Source organism: Tropicibacter alexandrii (assembly GCF_003667315.2).
GTDB lineage: Bacteria > Pseudomonadota > Alphaproteobacteria > Rhodobacterales > Rhodobacteraceae > Tropicibacter > Tropicibacter alexandrii.
In genome coordinates, this window is record NZ_RCTZ02000005.1 from 35878 (window position 1) to 53447 (window position 17570).

16 protein-coding genes are annotated in these 17570 nt (G+C 63.8%); 7 read left to right on the forward strand and 9 right to left on the reverse strand.

Translation table 11 applies throughout. The features are described from left to right. The first annotated feature begins 5 nt into the window (after window positions 1–5). From D8Z78_RS07945 to D8Z78_RS07965, 5 genes are all read left to right on the forward strand, one after another. Window positions 6–980: an ABC transporter ATP-binding protein gene (locus D8Z78_RS07945; protein WP_121629828.1), complete on the forward strand. Its 975-nt coding sequence runs from the start codon at window positions 6–8 to the stop codon at window positions 978–980. 53 nt (window positions 981–1033) lie between these two features. Further along, window positions 1034–2305 carry an ABC transporter substrate-binding protein gene (locus D8Z78_RS07950; protein ID WP_121629827.1) on the forward strand — a complete coding sequence of 424 codons (1272 nt, stop codon included), beginning with the start codon at window positions 1034–1036 and terminating at the stop codon, window positions 2303–2305. A 99-nt stretch (window positions 2306–2404) separates the two neighbouring features. Continuing rightward, window positions 2405–3271 (forward strand): ABC transporter permease, encoded by an 867-nt coding sequence (locus D8Z78_RS07955; RefSeq protein ID WP_121629826.1) that lies wholly within the window; start codon window positions 2405–2407, stop codon window positions 3269–3271. A gap of 104 nt (window positions 3272–3375) precedes the next feature. Then, window positions 3376–4212, forward strand: a complete 837-nt coding sequence (locus tag D8Z78_RS07960) for an ABC transporter permease (RefSeq protein WP_121629825.1) — start codon at window positions 3376–3378, stop codon at window positions 4210–4212. After that, the gene (locus D8Z78_RS07965; RefSeq protein ID WP_121629824.1) at window positions 4209–4859 is read left to right on the forward strand and encodes an aspartate/glutamate racemase family protein; all 651 of its coding nucleotides are present in this window, start codon (window positions 4209–4211) and stop codon (window positions 4857–4859) included. The genes D8Z78_RS07960 and D8Z78_RS07965 overlap by 4 nt, the downstream gene beginning before the upstream one ends. A gap of 3 nt (window positions 4860–4862) precedes the next feature. Here D8Z78_RS07965 and D8Z78_RS07970 read toward each other — a convergent pair whose 3' ends face one another. Together D8Z78_RS07970 and D8Z78_RS07975 are read right to left on the reverse strand one after the other, a co-directional pair. Next, complete coding sequence (locus tag D8Z78_RS07970) at window positions 4863–6044, reverse strand: aromatic ring-hydroxylating oxygenase subunit alpha (RefSeq protein ID WP_121629823.1); 1182 nt, start codon at window positions 6042–6044, stop codon at window positions 4863–4865. Window positions 6045–6191: 147 nt separating this feature from the next. After that, window positions 6192–7652 carry a GGDEF domain-containing protein gene (locus D8Z78_RS07975; RefSeq protein ID WP_121629822.1) on the reverse strand — a complete coding sequence of 487 codons (1461 nt, stop codon included), beginning with the start codon at window positions 7650–7652 and terminating at the stop codon, window positions 6192–6194. A gap of 273 nt (window positions 7653–7925) precedes the next feature. Between D8Z78_RS07975 and D8Z78_RS07980 the strand changes: the two genes are divergently transcribed. After that, complete coding sequence (locus tag D8Z78_RS07980) at window positions 7926–9323, forward strand: NAD-dependent succinate-semialdehyde dehydrogenase (RefSeq protein ID WP_121629821.1); 1398 nt, start codon at window positions 7926–7928, stop codon at window positions 9321–9323. Between the two features lie 72 nt (window positions 9324–9395). Here D8Z78_RS07980 and D8Z78_RS07985 read toward each other — a convergent pair whose 3' ends face one another. From D8Z78_RS07985 to D8Z78_RS08010, 7 genes are all read right to left on the reverse strand, one after another. Further along, the gene (locus D8Z78_RS07985) at window positions 9396–9653 is read right to left on the reverse strand and encodes a DUF982 domain-containing protein (protein ID WP_206169654.1); all 258 of its coding nucleotides are present in this window, start codon (window positions 9651–9653) and stop codon (window positions 9396–9398) included. Window positions 9654–9800: 147 nt separating this feature from the next. Next, complete coding sequence (locus tag D8Z78_RS07990) at window positions 9801–10037, reverse strand: hypothetical protein (RefSeq protein ID WP_121629820.1); 237 nt, start codon at window positions 10035–10037, stop codon at window positions 9801–9803. Further along, on the reverse strand, window positions 10034–10210 hold the full coding sequence (locus D8Z78_RS24560; protein ID WP_164932918.1) for a hypothetical protein: 177 nt from the start codon (window positions 10208–10210) through the stop codon (window positions 10034–10036). Before D8Z78_RS24560 ends, D8Z78_RS07990 begins: the two co-directional genes overlap by 4 nt. A gap of 335 nt (window positions 10211–10545) precedes the next feature. Next, window positions 10546–12912: a TRAP transporter permease gene (locus D8Z78_RS07995; protein WP_121629819.1), complete on the reverse strand. Its 2367-nt coding sequence runs from the start codon at window positions 12910–12912 to the stop codon at window positions 10546–10548. A 228-nt stretch (window positions 12913–13140) separates the two neighbouring features. Next, entirely contained in the window at window positions 13141–14196 is a 1056-nt protein-coding gene (locus tag D8Z78_RS08000) for a TAXI family TRAP transporter solute-binding subunit (protein WP_121629818.1), read from the reverse strand. 21 nt (window positions 14197–14217) lie between these two features. Continuing rightward, window positions 14218–15903: a sulfatase-like hydrolase/transferase gene (locus tag D8Z78_RS08005; RefSeq protein ID WP_121629817.1), complete on the reverse strand. Its 1686-nt coding sequence runs from the start codon at window positions 15901–15903 to the stop codon at window positions 14218–14220. A gap of 93 nt (window positions 15904–15996) precedes the next feature. Further along, window positions 15997–16908, reverse strand: coding sequence for a LysR substrate-binding domain-containing protein (locus D8Z78_RS08010; protein ID WP_121629879.1), 912 nt, complete (start codon window positions 16906–16908; stop codon window positions 15997–15999). 364 nt (window positions 16909–17272) lie between these two features. Here D8Z78_RS08010 and D8Z78_RS08015 point away from each other — a divergent pair, with 364 nt between their 5' ends. After that, on the forward strand, window positions 17273–17557 hold the full coding sequence (locus D8Z78_RS08015; RefSeq protein WP_128910748.1) for a hypothetical protein: 285 nt from the start codon (window positions 17273–17275) through the stop codon (window positions 17555–17557). Window positions 17558–17570 lie beyond the last annotated feature (13 nt).

Consider the following 17570-nt stretch of genomic DNA (forward strand, 5'->3'; position numbering starts at 1 on the left):
GTGGCATGCGGACGGGATACGATCTGGAACTGGTTCATGTGACCAAGCGCTATGGCAACACGGTGGCCGTGCGTGATCTGAACCATGTTTTTGCGCCGGGCAGCTATGTCTGCCTGCTGGGGCCGTCGGGCTGTGGCAAATCCTCGACCCTGCGCATGATCGCCGGGCACGAGGACGTGTCGGACGGCTCGATCCTGCTGGATGGCCAAGATGTGTCGACCCTTGCCCCCGCGCAGCGCGGCACGGCGATGATGTTCCAGAACTATGCGCTGTTCCCGCATCTGTCGGTGCGCGACAACGTCGCGTTTTCGCTGCGCATGAAGGGCGTGGACAAGGTCACGCGCCACAAGAAGGCCGATGAGCTGCTGGAACTGGTGGACATGACGCGCCTTGCCGACCGCCTGCCTGCGCAGCTGTCGGGCGGTCAGCAACAGCGCGTGGCGCTGGCCCGCGCGCTGGTCACGCAGCCCAAGGTCCTGCTGCTGGACGAGCCTTTGTCGGCGCTCGACCCGTTCCTGCGCATCCGCATGCGCGCCGAGTTGAAAAAGCTGCAACGGGAACTGGGCATCACCTTCATCCACGTCACCCACGGTCAGGACGAGGCACTGGCCTTGGCCGACGAGATCGTCGTGATGAACAACGCCGTGATCGAGCAGGCCGGTCCCGCGCGCGCGGTCTGGGCGACCCCCGTGACCGAATTCGTCGCGCGTTTCATCGGCGGGCATAACGTGATCGCGCTGGAGGGCGGCAAGGCGACCGTGCGCGCCGATGCGGTGACGCTGGCCGATCAGGGCATGGCCGCCACCGTGACGGCGGTCGAATACCAAGGCGCCTCCGTGGCCGTCACCACCCTGACCGAAGGCGGCGACGAGGTGCTCGCGCTGATGCCCGAGGAGCAATTCTTTACCTCACCGAAATCCCCCGGCGATGCGGTCAAGCTCGCATGGGACGAGGGGCGGCTGCACCGCCTCCGGGCCTGATCGGGCCACCAAACCACCCCATCGAAACCCGTCCAACAGAGAGGACAGAGACTATGGCAAAACCCAAGGTAGGCTACTCCCGCCGTTCGTTCCTGAAGACCAGCGGTGCCGCGATGGCCGCATCCACGCTGCCCGCCCCGATGCTGTGGGCGCAAGAGACCAAGGACATCGTCCTGCGCCAGTTCGGCACCGGCGTGTCGAACCTGAACGACGTGGCCAACAAGGTGAAGGAAGACCTCGGCTTCACGCTGGAAATGACGGCGCTGGATTCCGACAGCGTCACGCAGCGTGCGGCCACCCAGCCGGACAGCTTTGACATCGCCGATATCGAGTACTGGATCTGCAAGAAGGTCTGGCCGACCGGCAACCTGCAAGCGATGGATACCTCGAAGATCGCCAATTACGACAAGATCGTCGGCATCTTTCGCGATGGCAAGCTGACGCCCGAGTCCACGATTGCCCAAGGCACAGCGCCGCACACCGTCGGCTTCGTCGATGGCCCCGGTGGCACCTCCTTTGCCGAGACAGAGACCGGCTGGATGACGCTGATCCCGACGATTTACAATGCCGACACACTGGGCATCCGCCCCGACCTGATCGGTCGCCCCATCGAGTCGTGGACCGAATTGCTGAACCCCGAGTTCAAGGGCAAGGCCTCGATCCTCGACATTTCCTCGATCGGCATCATGGACATGGCCATGGTTTGCGAGGCCATGGGTGAGATCCAGTATGGCGACAAGGGCAACATGACCCGCGAAGAGATCGACAAGACCATGGCGATCTTCACCGAGGCCAAGCAGAACGGTCAGTTCCGCGCCTTCTGGAAGACCTTCGACGAGAGCGTGAACCTGATGGCCTCGGGCGAAGTGGTGATCCAGTCTATGTGGTCGCCCGCCATCACCGCGGTCAAGTCGCGCGGCATCGACTGCGTCTACCAGCCGCTGAAAGAGGGTTATCGCAGCTGGGGCGGCGGCATCGGCCTGTCGTCCTCGCTGTCGGGCATGGAGCTGGATGCAGCCTACGACTACATCAACTGGTATCTGTCCGGCTGGGTCGGTGGCTACCTGATGCGTCAGGGCTATTACTCGGCGGTGCCGGAGACCTCGAAGCAGTTCATGTCGGAAAACGAGTGGGGTTACTGGTTCGAGGGCAAGCCTGCGACCGGCGACATCACCTCGCCCACCGGCGACGTGCTGGCGAAGGCGGGCGATGTGCGCGATGGCGGCTCGTTCCAGGAACGCATGGGTTCGGTCGCCTGCTGGAACGCGGTGATGGACGAGAACCAGTACATGGTCCGCAAGTGGAACGAGTTCATCGCAGCGTAATGGGTTTCGCCGCCTGACGGCGGCGATCCGCGGGGGCTCTGCCCCCGCACCCCCGGGGTATTTCAACCAAGAAGAAACAGGCAGGGGCGCGGAGGTCCGATGGCGGCGAATATCCTGAAGAACCGGCATGTGCTGGGATGGTTGCAGGCGGCACCTCTGGCGCTGGTGCTGGTGGGGTTCCTGCTGGCCCCCATCGTGATGATCGTGATCGTCAGCTTTTGGGGCGCGACCGAGTTTTCGATCTATCCCGCCTTCCTGTGGGACAATTACGAATTCCTGTTCGGCTCGCCCGTGACCTACAAGGTGTTCTGGGCGACCTTCAAATACGCTTTCATCACATGGGCGTTGACCCTGTCCATCGGGTTTACGGTGGCGTATTTTCTGGCCTTCCACGTGCGCAGCCTGACGGTGCAGATCGCGCTGTTCCTGATTTGCACGATCCCGTTCTGGACGTCGAACATCATCCGGATGATCTCTTGGATTCCGTTCCTTGGGCGCAACGGGATTGCCAACCAGACACTGATCTCATGGGGGGTCATCGATGAGCCGCTGGAATGGCTGCTCTATTCCGATTTCTCGGTGATCCTCGCCTTTGTGCACTTGTATACGCTGTTCATGGTGGTGCCCATCTTCAACACCATGATGCGGATCGACAAATCGCTGCTGGAGGCGGCGCGGGACAATGGCGCGAGCGGCTTTCAGACGCTGGTGCATGTGATCGTTCCGCTGACCAAGCCGGGCATCATGATCGGGACGATTTTTGTCGTGACGCTGGTGATGGGCGATTTCATCACCGTGCGGTTCATGAGCGGATCGCAGCGCGCCAATGTGGGCCGGCTGATCTCCAACGACATCGCGCTGCTGCAATACCCAAGCGCCGCCGCGACCGCCGTGGTGCTGCTGTGCACCGTGCTGATCGTGATTGCCATCCTGCTGCGCTTCGTCAACATCCGAAAGGAGCTGTGATCCCATGCCTGCCGCCTTGCGTCCCCCCGTCCCGGGCTTGACCCGGGACCTCCCGGCCCATTTCGAAGAGGAGGCCCCGGGTCAGGCCCGGGGCGCGTGACACCATGGAACGCCGTCCGCGCTCTTTCTACATTCTCGCCGCGTTCTTTGGTCTGTTCGTGCTGTTTCTCTATGGCCCGATCCTGACCATCGGCATCCTGAGTTTCCAAGGCCCGCAGGGGGGCCTGACCTTTCCGATGAACGGCGTGTCCCTGCACTGGTTCCGCGACCTGTTTCAGGAACAGGCGGTGGGCGATATCTGGGGGGCGTTCCGGCGCAGCTTCGGTCTTGGGCTGATGGTCATGGTGACGACGGTGGTTGTCTCGGTCATGGCGGGGCTGGCGTTTCGCAAGCGGTTCACCGGCTCGGCGGTGCTATTCTATGCCGCCATCACATCGCTGGTGATCCCGTCGATCCTTGTCTCGCTAGGGGTCGGGCTGATCTTCAACCAGCTTGGGTTCAAGATTCACTGGGCGACCTCGGGCTTTGGCTCTCAGCTGACATGGACGCTGCCCTTCGGCCTGCTGATCATGTTCGCGGTCTTCAACCGCTTTGACAAAAGCTATGAGGAGGCCGCGCGCGACCAAGGCGCGACCGCCTGGCAGACGATCCGCTTCGTGGTGCTGCCGATCATCGCGCCATCGCTGATCGGGGTGGCCCTGTTCGGCTTCACGCTCAGCTACGACGAATTTGCCCGGACGCTGCTGACGGCGGGCAGCTACAACACCCTGCCGCTGGAGATCTTCGGCATGACGACCAATGTCACGACGCCGGTGATCTACGCGCTGGGGACGCTGACCACGCTGTTTTCCTTTGGCATCATTGCGGTGTTTATCCTGACGGCGGTCATCCTCAACAGGCGCCGGGCGCGGCTGGGGTCGGATGCGGGGCAGGGGGTATGAAGCTCACCTACATCAACCCCAACGCCACGGTCAGCATGACCGATGGGATCGTTGCCGTGGCGCAGGCAGCCTTGCCCGAGGCAGAGGTGACAGGCCTGACCAATCAGGACGGACCACCGGCGATACAGGGCGCCGAGGACGGCGCGGCGGCGGTGCCCGGCCTGTTGAAACGTCTGGCCGATGCACGGGATGCCGATGCCATCGTGATCGCCTGTTTCGACGATACCGGGCTGGCTGAAGCGCAGGCCCAAGCGCATTGCCCGGTCTTGGGGATCGGGCAGGCGTCCTACCTGATGGCGGCGCTTCTCGGGCTGCGGTTTTCCGTGGTGACGTCGATGGCCGTGTCGATCCCGGTGATCGAGGAGAACATCGTCAATGCAGGTTGGGACGGCGCGCGGGCCTCTGTCCGGGCCAGCGGCCTGCCGGTGCTGGTCATCGACGAGGGCGCGCCCGAAACCATTGCGCGCATTGCACAGGAGGTCGAACTGGCCCGCGTGCAGGATGGGGCCGCCTGCGCCGTTCTGGGCTGCGCGGGCATGGGGCCACTGCGCGCGCAATTGCAGGCGCAATGCCAGATCCCGCTGATCGACGGCGTCGCGGCCTCGGCGCATCTGGCCAAGGCGGCGCTGGATTACCTCAAGGGGTGACGGCTATTCCGCCGCCATCTTGGATTTGACCGGCACCGTCAACTCACCGGCCAAAGCGGCGTCGATTGCGCGGCGCCCGTATTGCAGACCGCATTCGAAGCTGCCGAAGAGGAACTCTGTATTCGCGCCAGTGGCAAAGCCCTTCTGGATGCCTTCGCCGATCACGAAATCCTCGTCGAAGACGATGCGGATCAGGTCGTAATTCTTCGCCCAGTAGCGTTCGGCCTTCTCGGTCCTCGGTTCCTCGGGGATCAGCATCATGCAGTTGAAGATGCAGGTGTCCGGACCGGTCGGGATGATCGTGTGGATATAGACGTGATCGGTCTGCACCTGCGCGAAATTCGCCGGGAACAGGTAGTTCTGCGTCAGGAAATAGGGGCGATAGGTCCAGTCCTCGGCGGGCACGTCCTTGAGGTCGAGGATCTTCGGCAAGGGCACGGCATGGCGCACATGCGCGCCATAGCTGAGATGCACGGACTGGTTGTCCAGATAGGCGTGGCAGGCGGTTTTCGCGTGGGCGTAGCAGAAGTGGTAGCTTTCCTGAAACCCTTCCAGCGCGATGCGCCAGTTCATGTTCCGGTTCAGGCTCCACGTGCGGTAGATCACATGGGTGTCAAGGCTCAGGCCCTGCAATTGCTCGGCCATGGGCGCGAGCCAGACGTCGATGTCGATCTCGTCCTCTTGCGGGCTGGGCACGACCCAGATCAGACCAAACCGTTCGAAGACAGGCAGTTCCACCAGCCCATGTTTCGACTTGTCGAGACCCTCGAAGCCAAATTGCTGCGGCACGCCGCGCAGCTTGCCGTCCAGACCGTAGGTCCAGGCGTGGTAGGGGCAGGAAAAGGTGCGGGCCTTGCCACAGGGCTTGTCCTCGACCCGCGCGCCACGGTGGCGGCAGACATTGTAGAAGGCGCGGATGTCACCGGCCTGCGTGCGGGTGATCAACAGCGGCACGCCCAGATCGTCATTGGTGAAATAGTCGCCCGGCTCTGCCACTTGCGACACATGCCCCATGATGATCGGGAAGGTGCGGAACAGCGTCTCGGTCTCGGCCTTGACCCGGTCCGGGTCGAAATAGTTCGACACCGGATGCGTCATCACGCCGTCCAGCATGTCGGTGGTGCCGGCCTCGGCGTGGTCAAGCACGCGCTGGATGATCCCGCGCTCTTCCTGAGTGATGGTCATGGTCGTGCTCCTCCCGCTGGTCGTACCTGTCTTAGAAACACGCTGGCACGCATGCAAGAGGCACGGCGGCGCAGGCAGTCCGGCGCTGGCCTGACAGGACGTGTCCGGGGGGGTATCGCGTCAGGCCGATCCGGCCTTGGACGCGGCTCAGGCGGAGTGCCGTTGCAATGCAGGCGCGTCCTCATCAAGCTGTGTCAGGGCCATGCAGCGGCGGTTGCAGGGTTGATCGGGACGCCCATGCGCCCGGGCATCCGCCATGCAGGCATCGCATTTGACGAAATCCATGACCGAAAGAACCGGGGCATTGATCCGCCCGATGGCGCTGACGCATTGGTTTCGCCCGGAATGCTTGGCGACATAAAGCGCGGTATCGACCGTCTTCACCGCCTCGCGGATCGTCTCATGGGCCGGATCGAACCGTCCGTAACCGATCGAGGCGGTGATCCGCGGCACCGGCACGTCATCGCCTGCGAGGTCGGACAGGTCGAGCGCCTCGACCGCGGCGCGCAACTGCTCGCCGATCTTGGCCAGCGCCCGGTCCGGCATCGCTTCCGCCCAGACGAGGATTTCCTCACCGCCCCAGCGGGTCACCGTGCGGGCCGGGCCGAACAGGTCCTTCGCGGTCGCGACCACGCGCTTGAGCACCTCGTCCCCGGCATCGTGGCCATAGGTGTCGTTGATCGTCTTGAAATGGTCGAGGTCCAGAAGCAGTAGAGACGAGGGGCGCCGATGTCTTGGATCGCGGTGAAACCCCGCCCGGTTCAGGGCACCCGTCAGCGGGTCCGAGAAGGCGAGCTTTTCCATGGCGGCCTGATTCTGCCCGACCATGTCGGCCACCCAGAACGACAGCGCCATCAAGGCCGCCGAGGTCAGGCCAAAGCCCGCCTCGATCCCCGGGATCTGGCTGGGCGACAGGTCATAGGCTTGGCTGATCTTGAACGCGGCCCCCCATGGCAGGGCCTGCGAGGCAAGCAGCAGCGGCCACAGCATCGCCCGCGTGCGGCGGCAGTGCAGCGCCTTGACCGGGGCCGTGGCGCGATAGCGGATGAACAGGGCCGCGTTGCACGCCATCAACGCAAGGATGGAAAAGATCGAAGCGTCGAGGTTCCAGAACAGCAAGTGGACCGCGAAATGGGCGATCACGTAGCTGCCCGCGCTCATCGAGACCACGGTCAACAATCCTGCGGCGCGCAGCGACACCCGCTCTGACAACAAGGTCAGCGACAGCGCCGCGGCCACCGATGCGGTCTCGATCGCGAACCTGCCCTGACCGGTGACGCCGTCGAGGCGAAGCGCAGGAAGCACGGTCTCGACCGCATCGGTCATGCCGGGAAACAGCGCCTCCGTGATGCGCCATGCGGACAGTCCAAGGGCGAGGCTCAGCAGCACGGTCGCCACCGCATAGGCCGGTCTGTCGCGTCGGCGCGTCATGGCGGCCAGTAGGATGACCGAGTAGCAAAAGGCCGAAATCGGCTGCAGCGATACCCCGGTCCCGATATTGGTCAGGTAGGCGTTGTGATAAAGACCCGTGGCCAGAATGACGAAAGCAAGCGGGGCGAGCACCCGCTTGAACACCCGTTCGGTGGCTGGATCGATCAGGTGGGTCATCGGAACCTTCGCACGGTCTAAAGCCTAATGATGTATTTGGGATGTGTTAACAGAAGGTAAAATCTGCCTCCGGTTAGCGGCGCTCCGGTGGTTTCTCAGGGTTTTCGGCGAATTTGGCACAGTGGATGTGGCACGGAGGCACGCGCAGGGCAGGGCGCGGGCGCGGGTGTCGGCGCGCCGACCGCGCGCGTTCAACCGCTCGTGACCACGGGCGCGGAACGCCGCAGATCAGCGGGCGTTGGGCGGTGAGGAACGCATTCGAAAGGACAAGATATGAAGGACGCTCACAGCGCCGACCGCGCCATCACGACGACCAACCCGGCCACCGAGAAGCAGTTGGACAGCTATCCGCTGATGTCCGATGCCGAGATGGTCTCTGCCCTCGAAGCCTGCCACGCCGCCTTCACCGATTGGCGACACAAGACCCACAAAGAGCGGGGTGAGGTCCTGAAGGCCATCGGTGCCGGACTGCGCGCGCGCAAGGAAGAGTTTGCCGCGCTGATGACCCGCGAGGTCGGCAAGCGTCTGGAAGATAGCCGCAACGAGATCGAACTGTGCGCCGCCATCTGCGACTGGACGGCACAGGCCGGGCCCGAGATCTTGGCCGACGAAACGCGCGAGATACAGGACGGGCGCAAGGGCGTGATCACCAAGTCCCCCATCGGCGTCATCTATGGCATCCAGCCGTGGAACTTCCCCGCCTATCAGGCCGTGCGCTACGCCATCGCGAACCTGATGGCAGGCAACGGGGTGTTGCTGAAACACGCAAGCAACTGCACCGGGTCCGGGCTTATGCTGCGCGACATCTTCGAAGAGGCTGGCCTGCCGAAGAACCTCTTCACCGTCCTGTTGATCGACCACGACCAGTCCGACGACCTGATCGGCCACAAGCTGGTGCGCGGGGTGACGATGACCGGCAGCGCCGGGTCGGGCAGCAAGATCGCCGCCAAGGCCGGTGAACATCTCAAGAAATCGGTGATGGAGCTTGGGTCGAACGATGCCTATCTCGTGCTCGAAGATGCCGACGTCGAGCTTGCGGTGAAAACCTGCGTCACGGGCCGGATCTTCAACAACGGCGAAACCTGCGTGAACGCCAAGCGGTTCATCGTGACGGACAAGGTCTATGACGCCTTCATCGACGGGTACATCAAGGCGATGGGCGACGTGACGCTGGGCGATCCGACACGCGAGGATACCGATCTCGGCCCGATGGCGCGCGGGGATCTGCGCGACACGCTGCACGAGCAGGTCCAGCAATCCGTTGCCAAGGGCGCACGCATCGCCGTGGGCGGCAAAATCCCCGATGGCACCGGCTATTACTATCCCGCGACGGTGCTGACCGAGGTCGCGCCGGGCCAGCCAGCCTATGACGAGGAACTGTTCGGGCCGGTCGCTTCGGTGATCCGCGCGAAGGATGACGAGGACGCCATGCGCATCGCCAATGACAGCCGCTTCGGGCTGGGCGGCGGCATCTTCAGCAAGGACGAGGACCGGGCGCTGGAACTGGCACGGGCGCATTTCGACACCGGGATGGTGTTCATCAACCACTTCAACCTTGCAACGCCGGAAATGCCTTTTGGCGGTGTGAAGGATAGCGGCTATGGCCGTGAACATGGTGGCTTCGGCATGAACGAATTCGTCAATGCCAAGGCGATCACCCTGCCGGGCTGATCCGGTTCCGCAAACGAAAAAGGGCGGAGGCTGGCTGGCCTCCGCCCTTTTGTCATGGTGGTTCGTCTCGTGTCAGGCGGCGTGCAGACGGTCGGGGCGGAACCCGGCCCGAAGCGCGGCCACGAGGAACGCATGGCGCGCGTCCTCGACCGGGCGCATGCAATCCATCGCCGCGTCTATCCGGTCCAGCGCGATGTCACGGGTCTCATCGCTGACCGGCCACTTGCGACGCAGCCAGTAGCGCGCCTTTTCGATCGTGCTGAAGCGTTCCGCGCGTCCATCCTGAGGCGCGATCAGGGTCATCGGCTGACCCCATTGTATTTCCATCATCTTGATATCCTTGAAGTCTCGATGCGATGGGGCCGGCGGCTTGATACGCACGCCGGGCCTGCCACCGCGGGCACCGCCACGCGGGCGATGCCGGGTTTGTTGGTTGGGAAGGACCTGCCACGGCCTTAAACGGGCCGGGTGACCGGGTCAGTCCGTCTTGTCACCGTCGCGCGCCTGCCGCGCGGCCTTGAGCCTTGCGGTCTTCTCGGCACGGGCGCGGGCATCCTCGTCGAGGATTTCCCACGCCGCGGTCGACGTCTTGTCCAAGGCCGTCTTGGGCCCCGCGCTTTGCGTTCTTGGGGTGCTGCCGGGCTTGCGGGCCTTCGGGGCCTTGCCGTCATGCAGCCGCATTCCGTCGAACATGTCCTCGAAACCCCCGCTCATGACAGAACAGGCTCTTCGAGGGTGATCCGGTCAGGCTGAGCAGCCATCCCGCACATGGTCAGGTGGGCCTGCCCTTGGTCTGCCGTCGCAAGACCGGCGATCGTCCGATGGCCCTGCATGGCGGGCGCACCCCCCGGTCCGGGCTTGAACCGTCTCGTGTTGTCATGGGCCATGTGCGCCGCCTCCCGGGTCGTGCTGCCCGCGGAATTGCGGCAGCATGGCAAAGTCGATCCGGGTCGAGCGGCGACGACCGCACAAGCAGAAGCGTCCCGTCGAACAGAAAAAACGTAAGCCTCTTACAGGTGGGGCGGCACGCCCCCGGCGGCAAGGGGCGCAGAGAAATTCCCTCAGTCAAAGCTTGATGATGCGGATCGCGGGCGCTGCCTCGGTGCGGCTGATATTGGGCGACAGGACGGGCGGCTCGAAGATCCCGACCACAGTGCGGGGTCGGCTTCGCTGGGTGGTGAGGGGATGGGGTATTGCTCATGCCACAGCGCAGCGACGGGCCTCACATCGGGCTTTGCGCGCCGTCTGTGAGGCTTTCGCTGCGCCTTGCACGGATATGATGCCACGCAATGGCGCACAGCGCCAAGCCGATGGCGGGCGCGTACAGCTCTGGCGCGCGCATCAAAACGCCGAGGGCAAGCGCAAGGCGCAGGACGATCTCGGCACTGCGCAGGCGCGCGCCGTCGAACCGGGCCAGCGCGCTGGCGATCAGGTACAGCGCCAGACACAGGCGGGCCAGCAGCAGCGCAAGGCCGGCCCAGTCGATGCCCGCCGAATAGCCGGGCAGGAAGGCTCCGCCGGTGCTGTTCGGGTCGATCTTGGCGGCGTCGATCAGCAGCAGTTCCGGGTAGAAGGCGAAGATGAAGGGCAGGATGAACATGACGATGCCCGCGCCCACGGCTGCAAAGCCAGTGCGCATCGGGTCGCCCTTGGTGATCGAGGCGGCGGCAAAGGCGGCGACGGCGACGGGCGGTGTGATGGCGGAGGCCACGGCAAAGAAGAAGATGAACATATGCGCGGTGAAGGTCGCGATGCCCAGCCCGATCACCAGCGGCCCCATCAGCAGGGCGACGTTCACATAGGCGGGCACCGTGGGCATGCCCATGCCCAGAAGGATCGCCAGCAGCATGGTCACGAACAACGCGAGGAACAGGAACATGCCGCCTTGGGACAGCTCGTCGCCGAACATCCGCAACAGGCCCAGCACGTCACGCGCGATAAAGCCCGACAGGCCGGTGAAGTTCAGGCAGAAGTCGATGACCGAGACGGACAGGAACATCAGGTAGAGCGTCGAGATCAGGATGCCCGCATCGGCCAAGGCGCCGACGATCTGGCCGGGTTTCTTGCGCACATCCGGATCGAGGAAGAACAGGCAGACCAGCAGGATACAGGCCCACCAGCCCGCCGACCCCGCATCGCCCGCCGAGTTCTGCACCAGCTGGAACACAAAGGGCAGGTCGGGGGCGCGGCAGGCCTCGCCGGTGACGATGGTCTCGATCCCCATCAGCGCCGCGATGGGGCCGCAGCCGATGGCTTCTTTCGGGGTGATGAGCAGGAACAGGATCAGCAGGATCGGGGCAAAGATCATCACGAGGTTCAGAATGTCCTGACGGCTCAGCAGCATGTCCGGGGTCTTTTCGCCGACAGGCTGGATGCCCTGTTTGCGGGCCTGAAAGACCACCGTCAAAAAGAGCACGCCGAAATAGGCGGCGGCGGGGAGGATCGCGGCGACGATGACCTCGCGATAGGGGGTGACGGTCATGGCCGACAGGACAAAGGCCGCGACACCCATCACCGGGGGCATGATCTGCCCACCGGACGACGCCGCCGCCTCGACCCCGCCTGCGAAATTGCGGGTGAAGCCGCGTTTGAGCATCATCGGAATGGTCAGCACGCCGGTGGACAGCACGTTGACCACCGGACCGCCGGAAATCGTGCCGAACAGGGCAGAGGATACGATGGCGGCATGCGCAGGCCCGCCGCGCAGCTTGCGGGTCCAGAGGAAGGCGATCTTGATCAGCGACTGGCCCCCGGCGGAAATCCCGAACAGCGAACCAAGTACGATATAGGGGAATACCGAGGACAGCAGGATGCCCATGAACCGGCCCAATAGCCCTTGGGAGGTGTTGACCAGCACATCCTCGACATTGGGGCGGCCATCCATCAGGGCGCGTGGTTCCCCCCCGAGCTTGGTGATCAGGTACTTGTTCATGTCCTCGGCACCGAAGATGTACCAGATCGCCACGGTCAGCAGCGTGTAGGCCGCGATAAAGATCGCCACCGCCACCAGCGGCAGCCCCCAGACGCGGACGTTATAGGCGAGAAAGACGGAAATTCCCGCGCCGACGATGGCAAAAATCCAGATGCCGGTATCGTTGATGCAGGACGGATCGTCGACCGATGTGGGTTCGGGCAGGCCATAGAGCGCCGCGAATTCCTTTTCCTCGGCCAGCGCCTTGGCGATCAGCTCTGCGCGCTCGCCGGTGAACTGGTCGATCAGGCAGATCGAGTCGATTTCGATCACGTAGGTCAGGGCGACCGCCACGGCCATCATCACCAAGGCGATATCCATGACCATGGCAAAGCCGCGCCGACCCGGCCCGCGCTCGCGGTCCTGTTCATAAAAGGAATGCCGAGTGGCAACGATGACCATCATCAGCACGAAGGCGATGGGGTAGAGGAATTCGTAGGGGAACTTGCGGATCACGAAGCCGGGGTTGCCCACCATGTCCGTCACCCATTCATCCAGCCCCGGTATCGAGGGGATGGTGTTGAACAGTCCGATGGTGACGAGCACCAACCCAAGCACCCGCGCCACGGGCAGGGCGCGGTTGACCGGCGGCAGGATCGTGTCGGATTGGGTGGTCATGGTGGGTCCCTCATGGGTGGGTCTGAGACGGGAAGTCAGACAACTGGCCGAACCTGTGCCTGGTGTTTCAGCCATCCGCAGGTTGGCAACGCGCTGACCGCCCCCATGGGTGGCGTAATCCGCGCCACCCGCGGTCGGCTTGCCCTGCTGAACGTGCCTTGCGCTGGATCAGGCAAGCCTGATCGCGGTATCGGGAACAGGGGGCCGGATCGCGGCCCCCCTTGGCATTTACTGCACTTCGGCGCAGTCGGGCACGTCATAGCCCGCTTCTTCCCAAGCGGCGACGGCACCGGGGTGGTATTTCAACGACAGACCGCCACAGAAGCCGGTGGCCTTGGCGTCGAGCACGTCGAAATTCACCGTCCCGCCATAGGGCGCGCGCTTTTTCAGCTCGGGGATCGTGGCGATGTATTCCGCCGTGATCGCCTTGACCGTGTCGAAATCCAGATCGGCGCGGACATAGGTGGCAAACGGCACACCCGGCGAGCGGAAGATGCCATCCTCGGAAATCAGGTGCACGCCCGACCCCTCGCCATAGCCCATATCCTCCCATTTGACCTCGACCGGCGCGTTGCCGGGGGCCGAGAGGAACCTTTGCATTCCTTCGCTTTCCCAGATCGCCTTGGGCACGGAAATGATGTTCACGTCGCCGGTGGACTGCATCTGCACGACGCGGTCCGAGGGCTGCGTGATCGGCACCATGACGGCCTCGGCGGAGCCATCGACCAGCACCGAGGGCAACTGCCCCCAATTGGTCTGGAAGCCCTTGTAATCCTCGCCATCCTTGAAGCCGCCGGAGCCGAACAGGATGGTCTGGCGCCCCATGGTCAGTGCCGCACCGCGCGGCGGGCCGTTCCACACGGTCTTGTCCTTGAGATCCTCGTACTTGGTGATGCCGGTGGCGACTGGGGTGATCAGCCCGTAGGCCCCCGCGTTATAGGGCGCGATGGCCTGCACCTTGGCGGCCAGCGCCGCACCGTTTTCCCCCTGCGCCGAGAACGGGCCACGGCCTTTTTCCAGCAGGAAATGCAGAATGGTGGGCGCGGTGATGATGTCGGATTTGCCCTCGGCCACGTTGACCATGGAATTGGTCGCGGTCTGGCCTTCCTGCACTTGCAGGTTGGCGATGCCCGCCCGCGCGGTCACATCCGCAAGGTGGGTCATCATCAGGTGCGGCGAGTTGCCGGCGCTGGATGTTTCGGCGCTCAGGTTGACCTGCGCCTGCGCGGTGCTGGCAAGGGCAAGCGCGGCCAGCGCCGCGAAGCTGGTTTTAATAATGTTCATCGGTTTCCTCCCTGTGGTCGTTTACTCGCCGGGAACCGGGTCGCGGCGGGTCATGTCGGGGGCCGTGCGGCCCGTGTATTTGCGCGTGAAATCCTCTGGCAGATCGTGTTCGCCCACGACACCAATCAGCACGCCCTTGAAGGCCGCGCCTTTCTTGCGGGCGGCGCGGATCGTATCGTCGCTGATCGTGGTGCGGGCGGCGGGGCGCGCCGTCCAGTCGAACAGCCCATCATACAGCCGGTCGATGGTGTCCGCAAAAGCCGGGTCGCCGCCCAGATCGACCAGCTCGTTCGGGTCGTTCCTCAGGTCGAACAGCATGGGCCGGTGGCCGGATTCGAAATGGATCATCTTCCAATCATGGTCGGCGATCATGAACATCCGCGCGTCCTTGGGTGCGATATCCAGCCGGTCGCAGAGCGGGCTGGCCGAGAAATCGTATTCGCAGATCACGTAGTCGCGCTTGGGCGCGTCACCGCCGCGCAGAAGCGGCAGCAGCGATTGCCCTTCGAGGATGTGATCCAGTTTCGACGCATCGCCGCCCGCCACTTCGACGAAGGTGGGCAGGAAGTCGAGACATTCGACCAGCGCGTCGCTGGTGGTGCCACGGGTCGCATCCGCCTCGGGCGCGGGGTCGTAAATGATCAGCGGCACCTTGACCGAGGCCTCGTGGAAGAAGGTTTTTTCCCCCATCCAGTGGTCGCCCATGAAGTCGCCGTGATCCGAGGTCACGACGATCATCGTGTCCTCCATCCGGCCCGTGCGTTCGAGGAAATCGAACAGCACGCCCATCTGGTCGTCGCATTGCTTGATCAACCCCATATAGGCGGTCAGCACCTTGGCGCGCACCTCGTCGCGGGAAAACGCCTTGCCCACCGGGTTGTTCTGAAACCCCTTGAAGATCGGGTGATCGGTCTCGCGTTCCGCGTTGTTGCGCACCGGGTCGAGGAAATCCTTGGGGCCGTACATGCTGGCATAGGGTTCGGGCACGATATAGGGCCAGTGCGGCTTGATATAGGACAGGTGGCAGAGCCAAGGTCCGTCGGCCTGTTCGATGAACGCGATGCCGCGGCGGGTCAGGTAGGGGGTTTCGCTGTCCTCTTCGCGGATGTTCGCGGGCAGGTCGGAGTTTTCGAGGAACCAGCCGGACAGCACATTGCCATCCTCATCGCGGGCGCTGTTGGCAAAGTCGTGCCACGGATTGTCGGATTGATAGCCCTTGCCGCGCAGGTAGTCGTTGTATTTCAGCGCGCCGCCCGCGTCATACAGGCCATCGGGCCCGTCGGGACGCATACCGTCATCGCGCTCGAACACGTCGAAGCCGCATTCGCTGACCCGCGCGCCGATCACGCTGTCGGGTTCCAGACCCAGACGGCGCATGCCTTCGGCATCGGCGGCCATGTGGGTCTTGCCCACCAGCCAGCAGCCCATGCCCAGATCGCGCAGGTGGTCGCCCATCGTCAGCTCGCCGACCTTCAGAGGGGTGTTGTTCCAGCTGGCGCCGTGGCTGTGCACGTAGCGGCCCGTATATGTCGACATGCGCGACGGGCCACACAGCGGCGACTGGATGGTGCAGCGGTTGAACCGCACACCTTTCGAGGCCAGCCGGTCGAGGTTCGGCGTGTGCAGATGCGGGTGGCCGTAGCAGGACAGGTAATCCCAGCGCAGCTGGTCGAACATGATGAAAAGGATATTCTTCGGCTGCGCCATCGTTGGTTTTCCTCCCTGAATCGCCTTCGACGGGCGATGTCAGACCAGTAAGGCGTATTTTTTCAGCATTTTGAAATAAAACTCATGCCATAGCTATAACTGATCTGGTATATCATGGAATTGCTGCGATGCGGCGCGCACATGCTGCGCCAGCAGTTCGGCCTCGGGCGACAGGTCCCGGTCGCGCATGAAGGACAGCCCGACCGACGACATCAACTCGTCGCCGCGAATCCCCAGATCGACCAGCGTGCCCTCGGACAGTTCCCGACGGATCGCACCCTTGGGCAGGCAGGCCACCGCCATGTTGTGCCGCAGGAAGGTGCGTGTGAATTCAAACGAGACGGTCTCGATCTGGTTGGCAAAAGGGGGGATGCCGCGCGCCCGCAGGAACTTGTCCATCTCGCGACGGATGATCGTGTCGGACAGGGGCACGATCATCAGTTGATCCTCGAAATCCACCAGCATGGGATGCGCACCGGGCTGTGCCAGCGGATGGGTGTGATGGGCGACGAAGAGCAGTTCCTCGGTATAGAGCTGCTCGAACGTGACGCCTTGCAGATGTTCGGGTGACAGCAGGCGGCCAAGGATGAAATCCAGATCGCCGCGCGCCATCTTGGCGATCAGTTCGACCACGCCAGCCCAATGCAGGGCTATATCTGTTTCGGGATAGGCGGTCTTGAAGCTGCCGACCGCGTCGACGGCGACGGTGCGGGCCACGTTGGGCAGCAAGCCAAAGGCCACGCGCGCATTGGCGCCACCCCCCGATGCGGCGGCGGCCCCGGTTTCGATCTGGGTCAGGGCGATGTCGAAATGGCGCGACAGGCGCTGTCCGGCCTCGGTCAGGTGCAACCCGCGCCCCGTGCGGTCGAACAGGGGCTGGCCGATGATGTGCTCGATCTCGGCCAAGGTGCGCGACACGGCGGGTTGCGAGGAATTCAGAACGCGGGCGGCATGGGTGACGGACCCGGCGCGCGCCACGGCAAGAAAGCACCTGATGTGGCGCATGCGTATCTGGTTGAACATTCCCGGCCCTTTTGGCCGCAACTTTGACGGGGCGGTCGCGTCAGATCAAGGGGCGCGGGGGCTGCTGCCCGGGTTGTGCCATGCGATACAGCGCGCAGGTCCTCAGCGGCAGCTGACTGGCCGGAGCTTGGGAAGTGTCTGAGCACGTTCGATATCTTGTGAAGCTATCCACGCTGATGGCGTGGGCCGGGAAAGGCCTCGTCTGTCGCTTTCCAAAATCCGGGGGCTTGGTCTACTGCCCGGCCGTGCATTTCTGAAAGAAATGTCACGGGAGGGGTTAGTTAAAGGCGGCCGAGAGATCGCGGCGCTGCCAGCGGTCCTCATCCTCCCGCCAGCCCGCCGCGAGATGGCGCTCGGCGACAGGTTCGGCACGCCCTTCGCCCTGTCGCTGCACAGCGACAGCTCCGATCCCGGTCTGAACTTCGCGCTCGGGGGCGCTGCCATGCCTGACAGAACCCGGGACGGGCTGAAGGGCTTTCCGCAGGCCGTCGCTGCCGCTTTTTGCCAGACCAACGAAGTCTGCCGATTCAACTCTCAGGGGCGGCGGGACAGAACCAATGAGGACACTGGCCTCACGTCCCATGTCGACACAGGTCGTGGGCGCCAGGAAAAACCCATTGGTATGTCGTAGTACATTGTCGCCG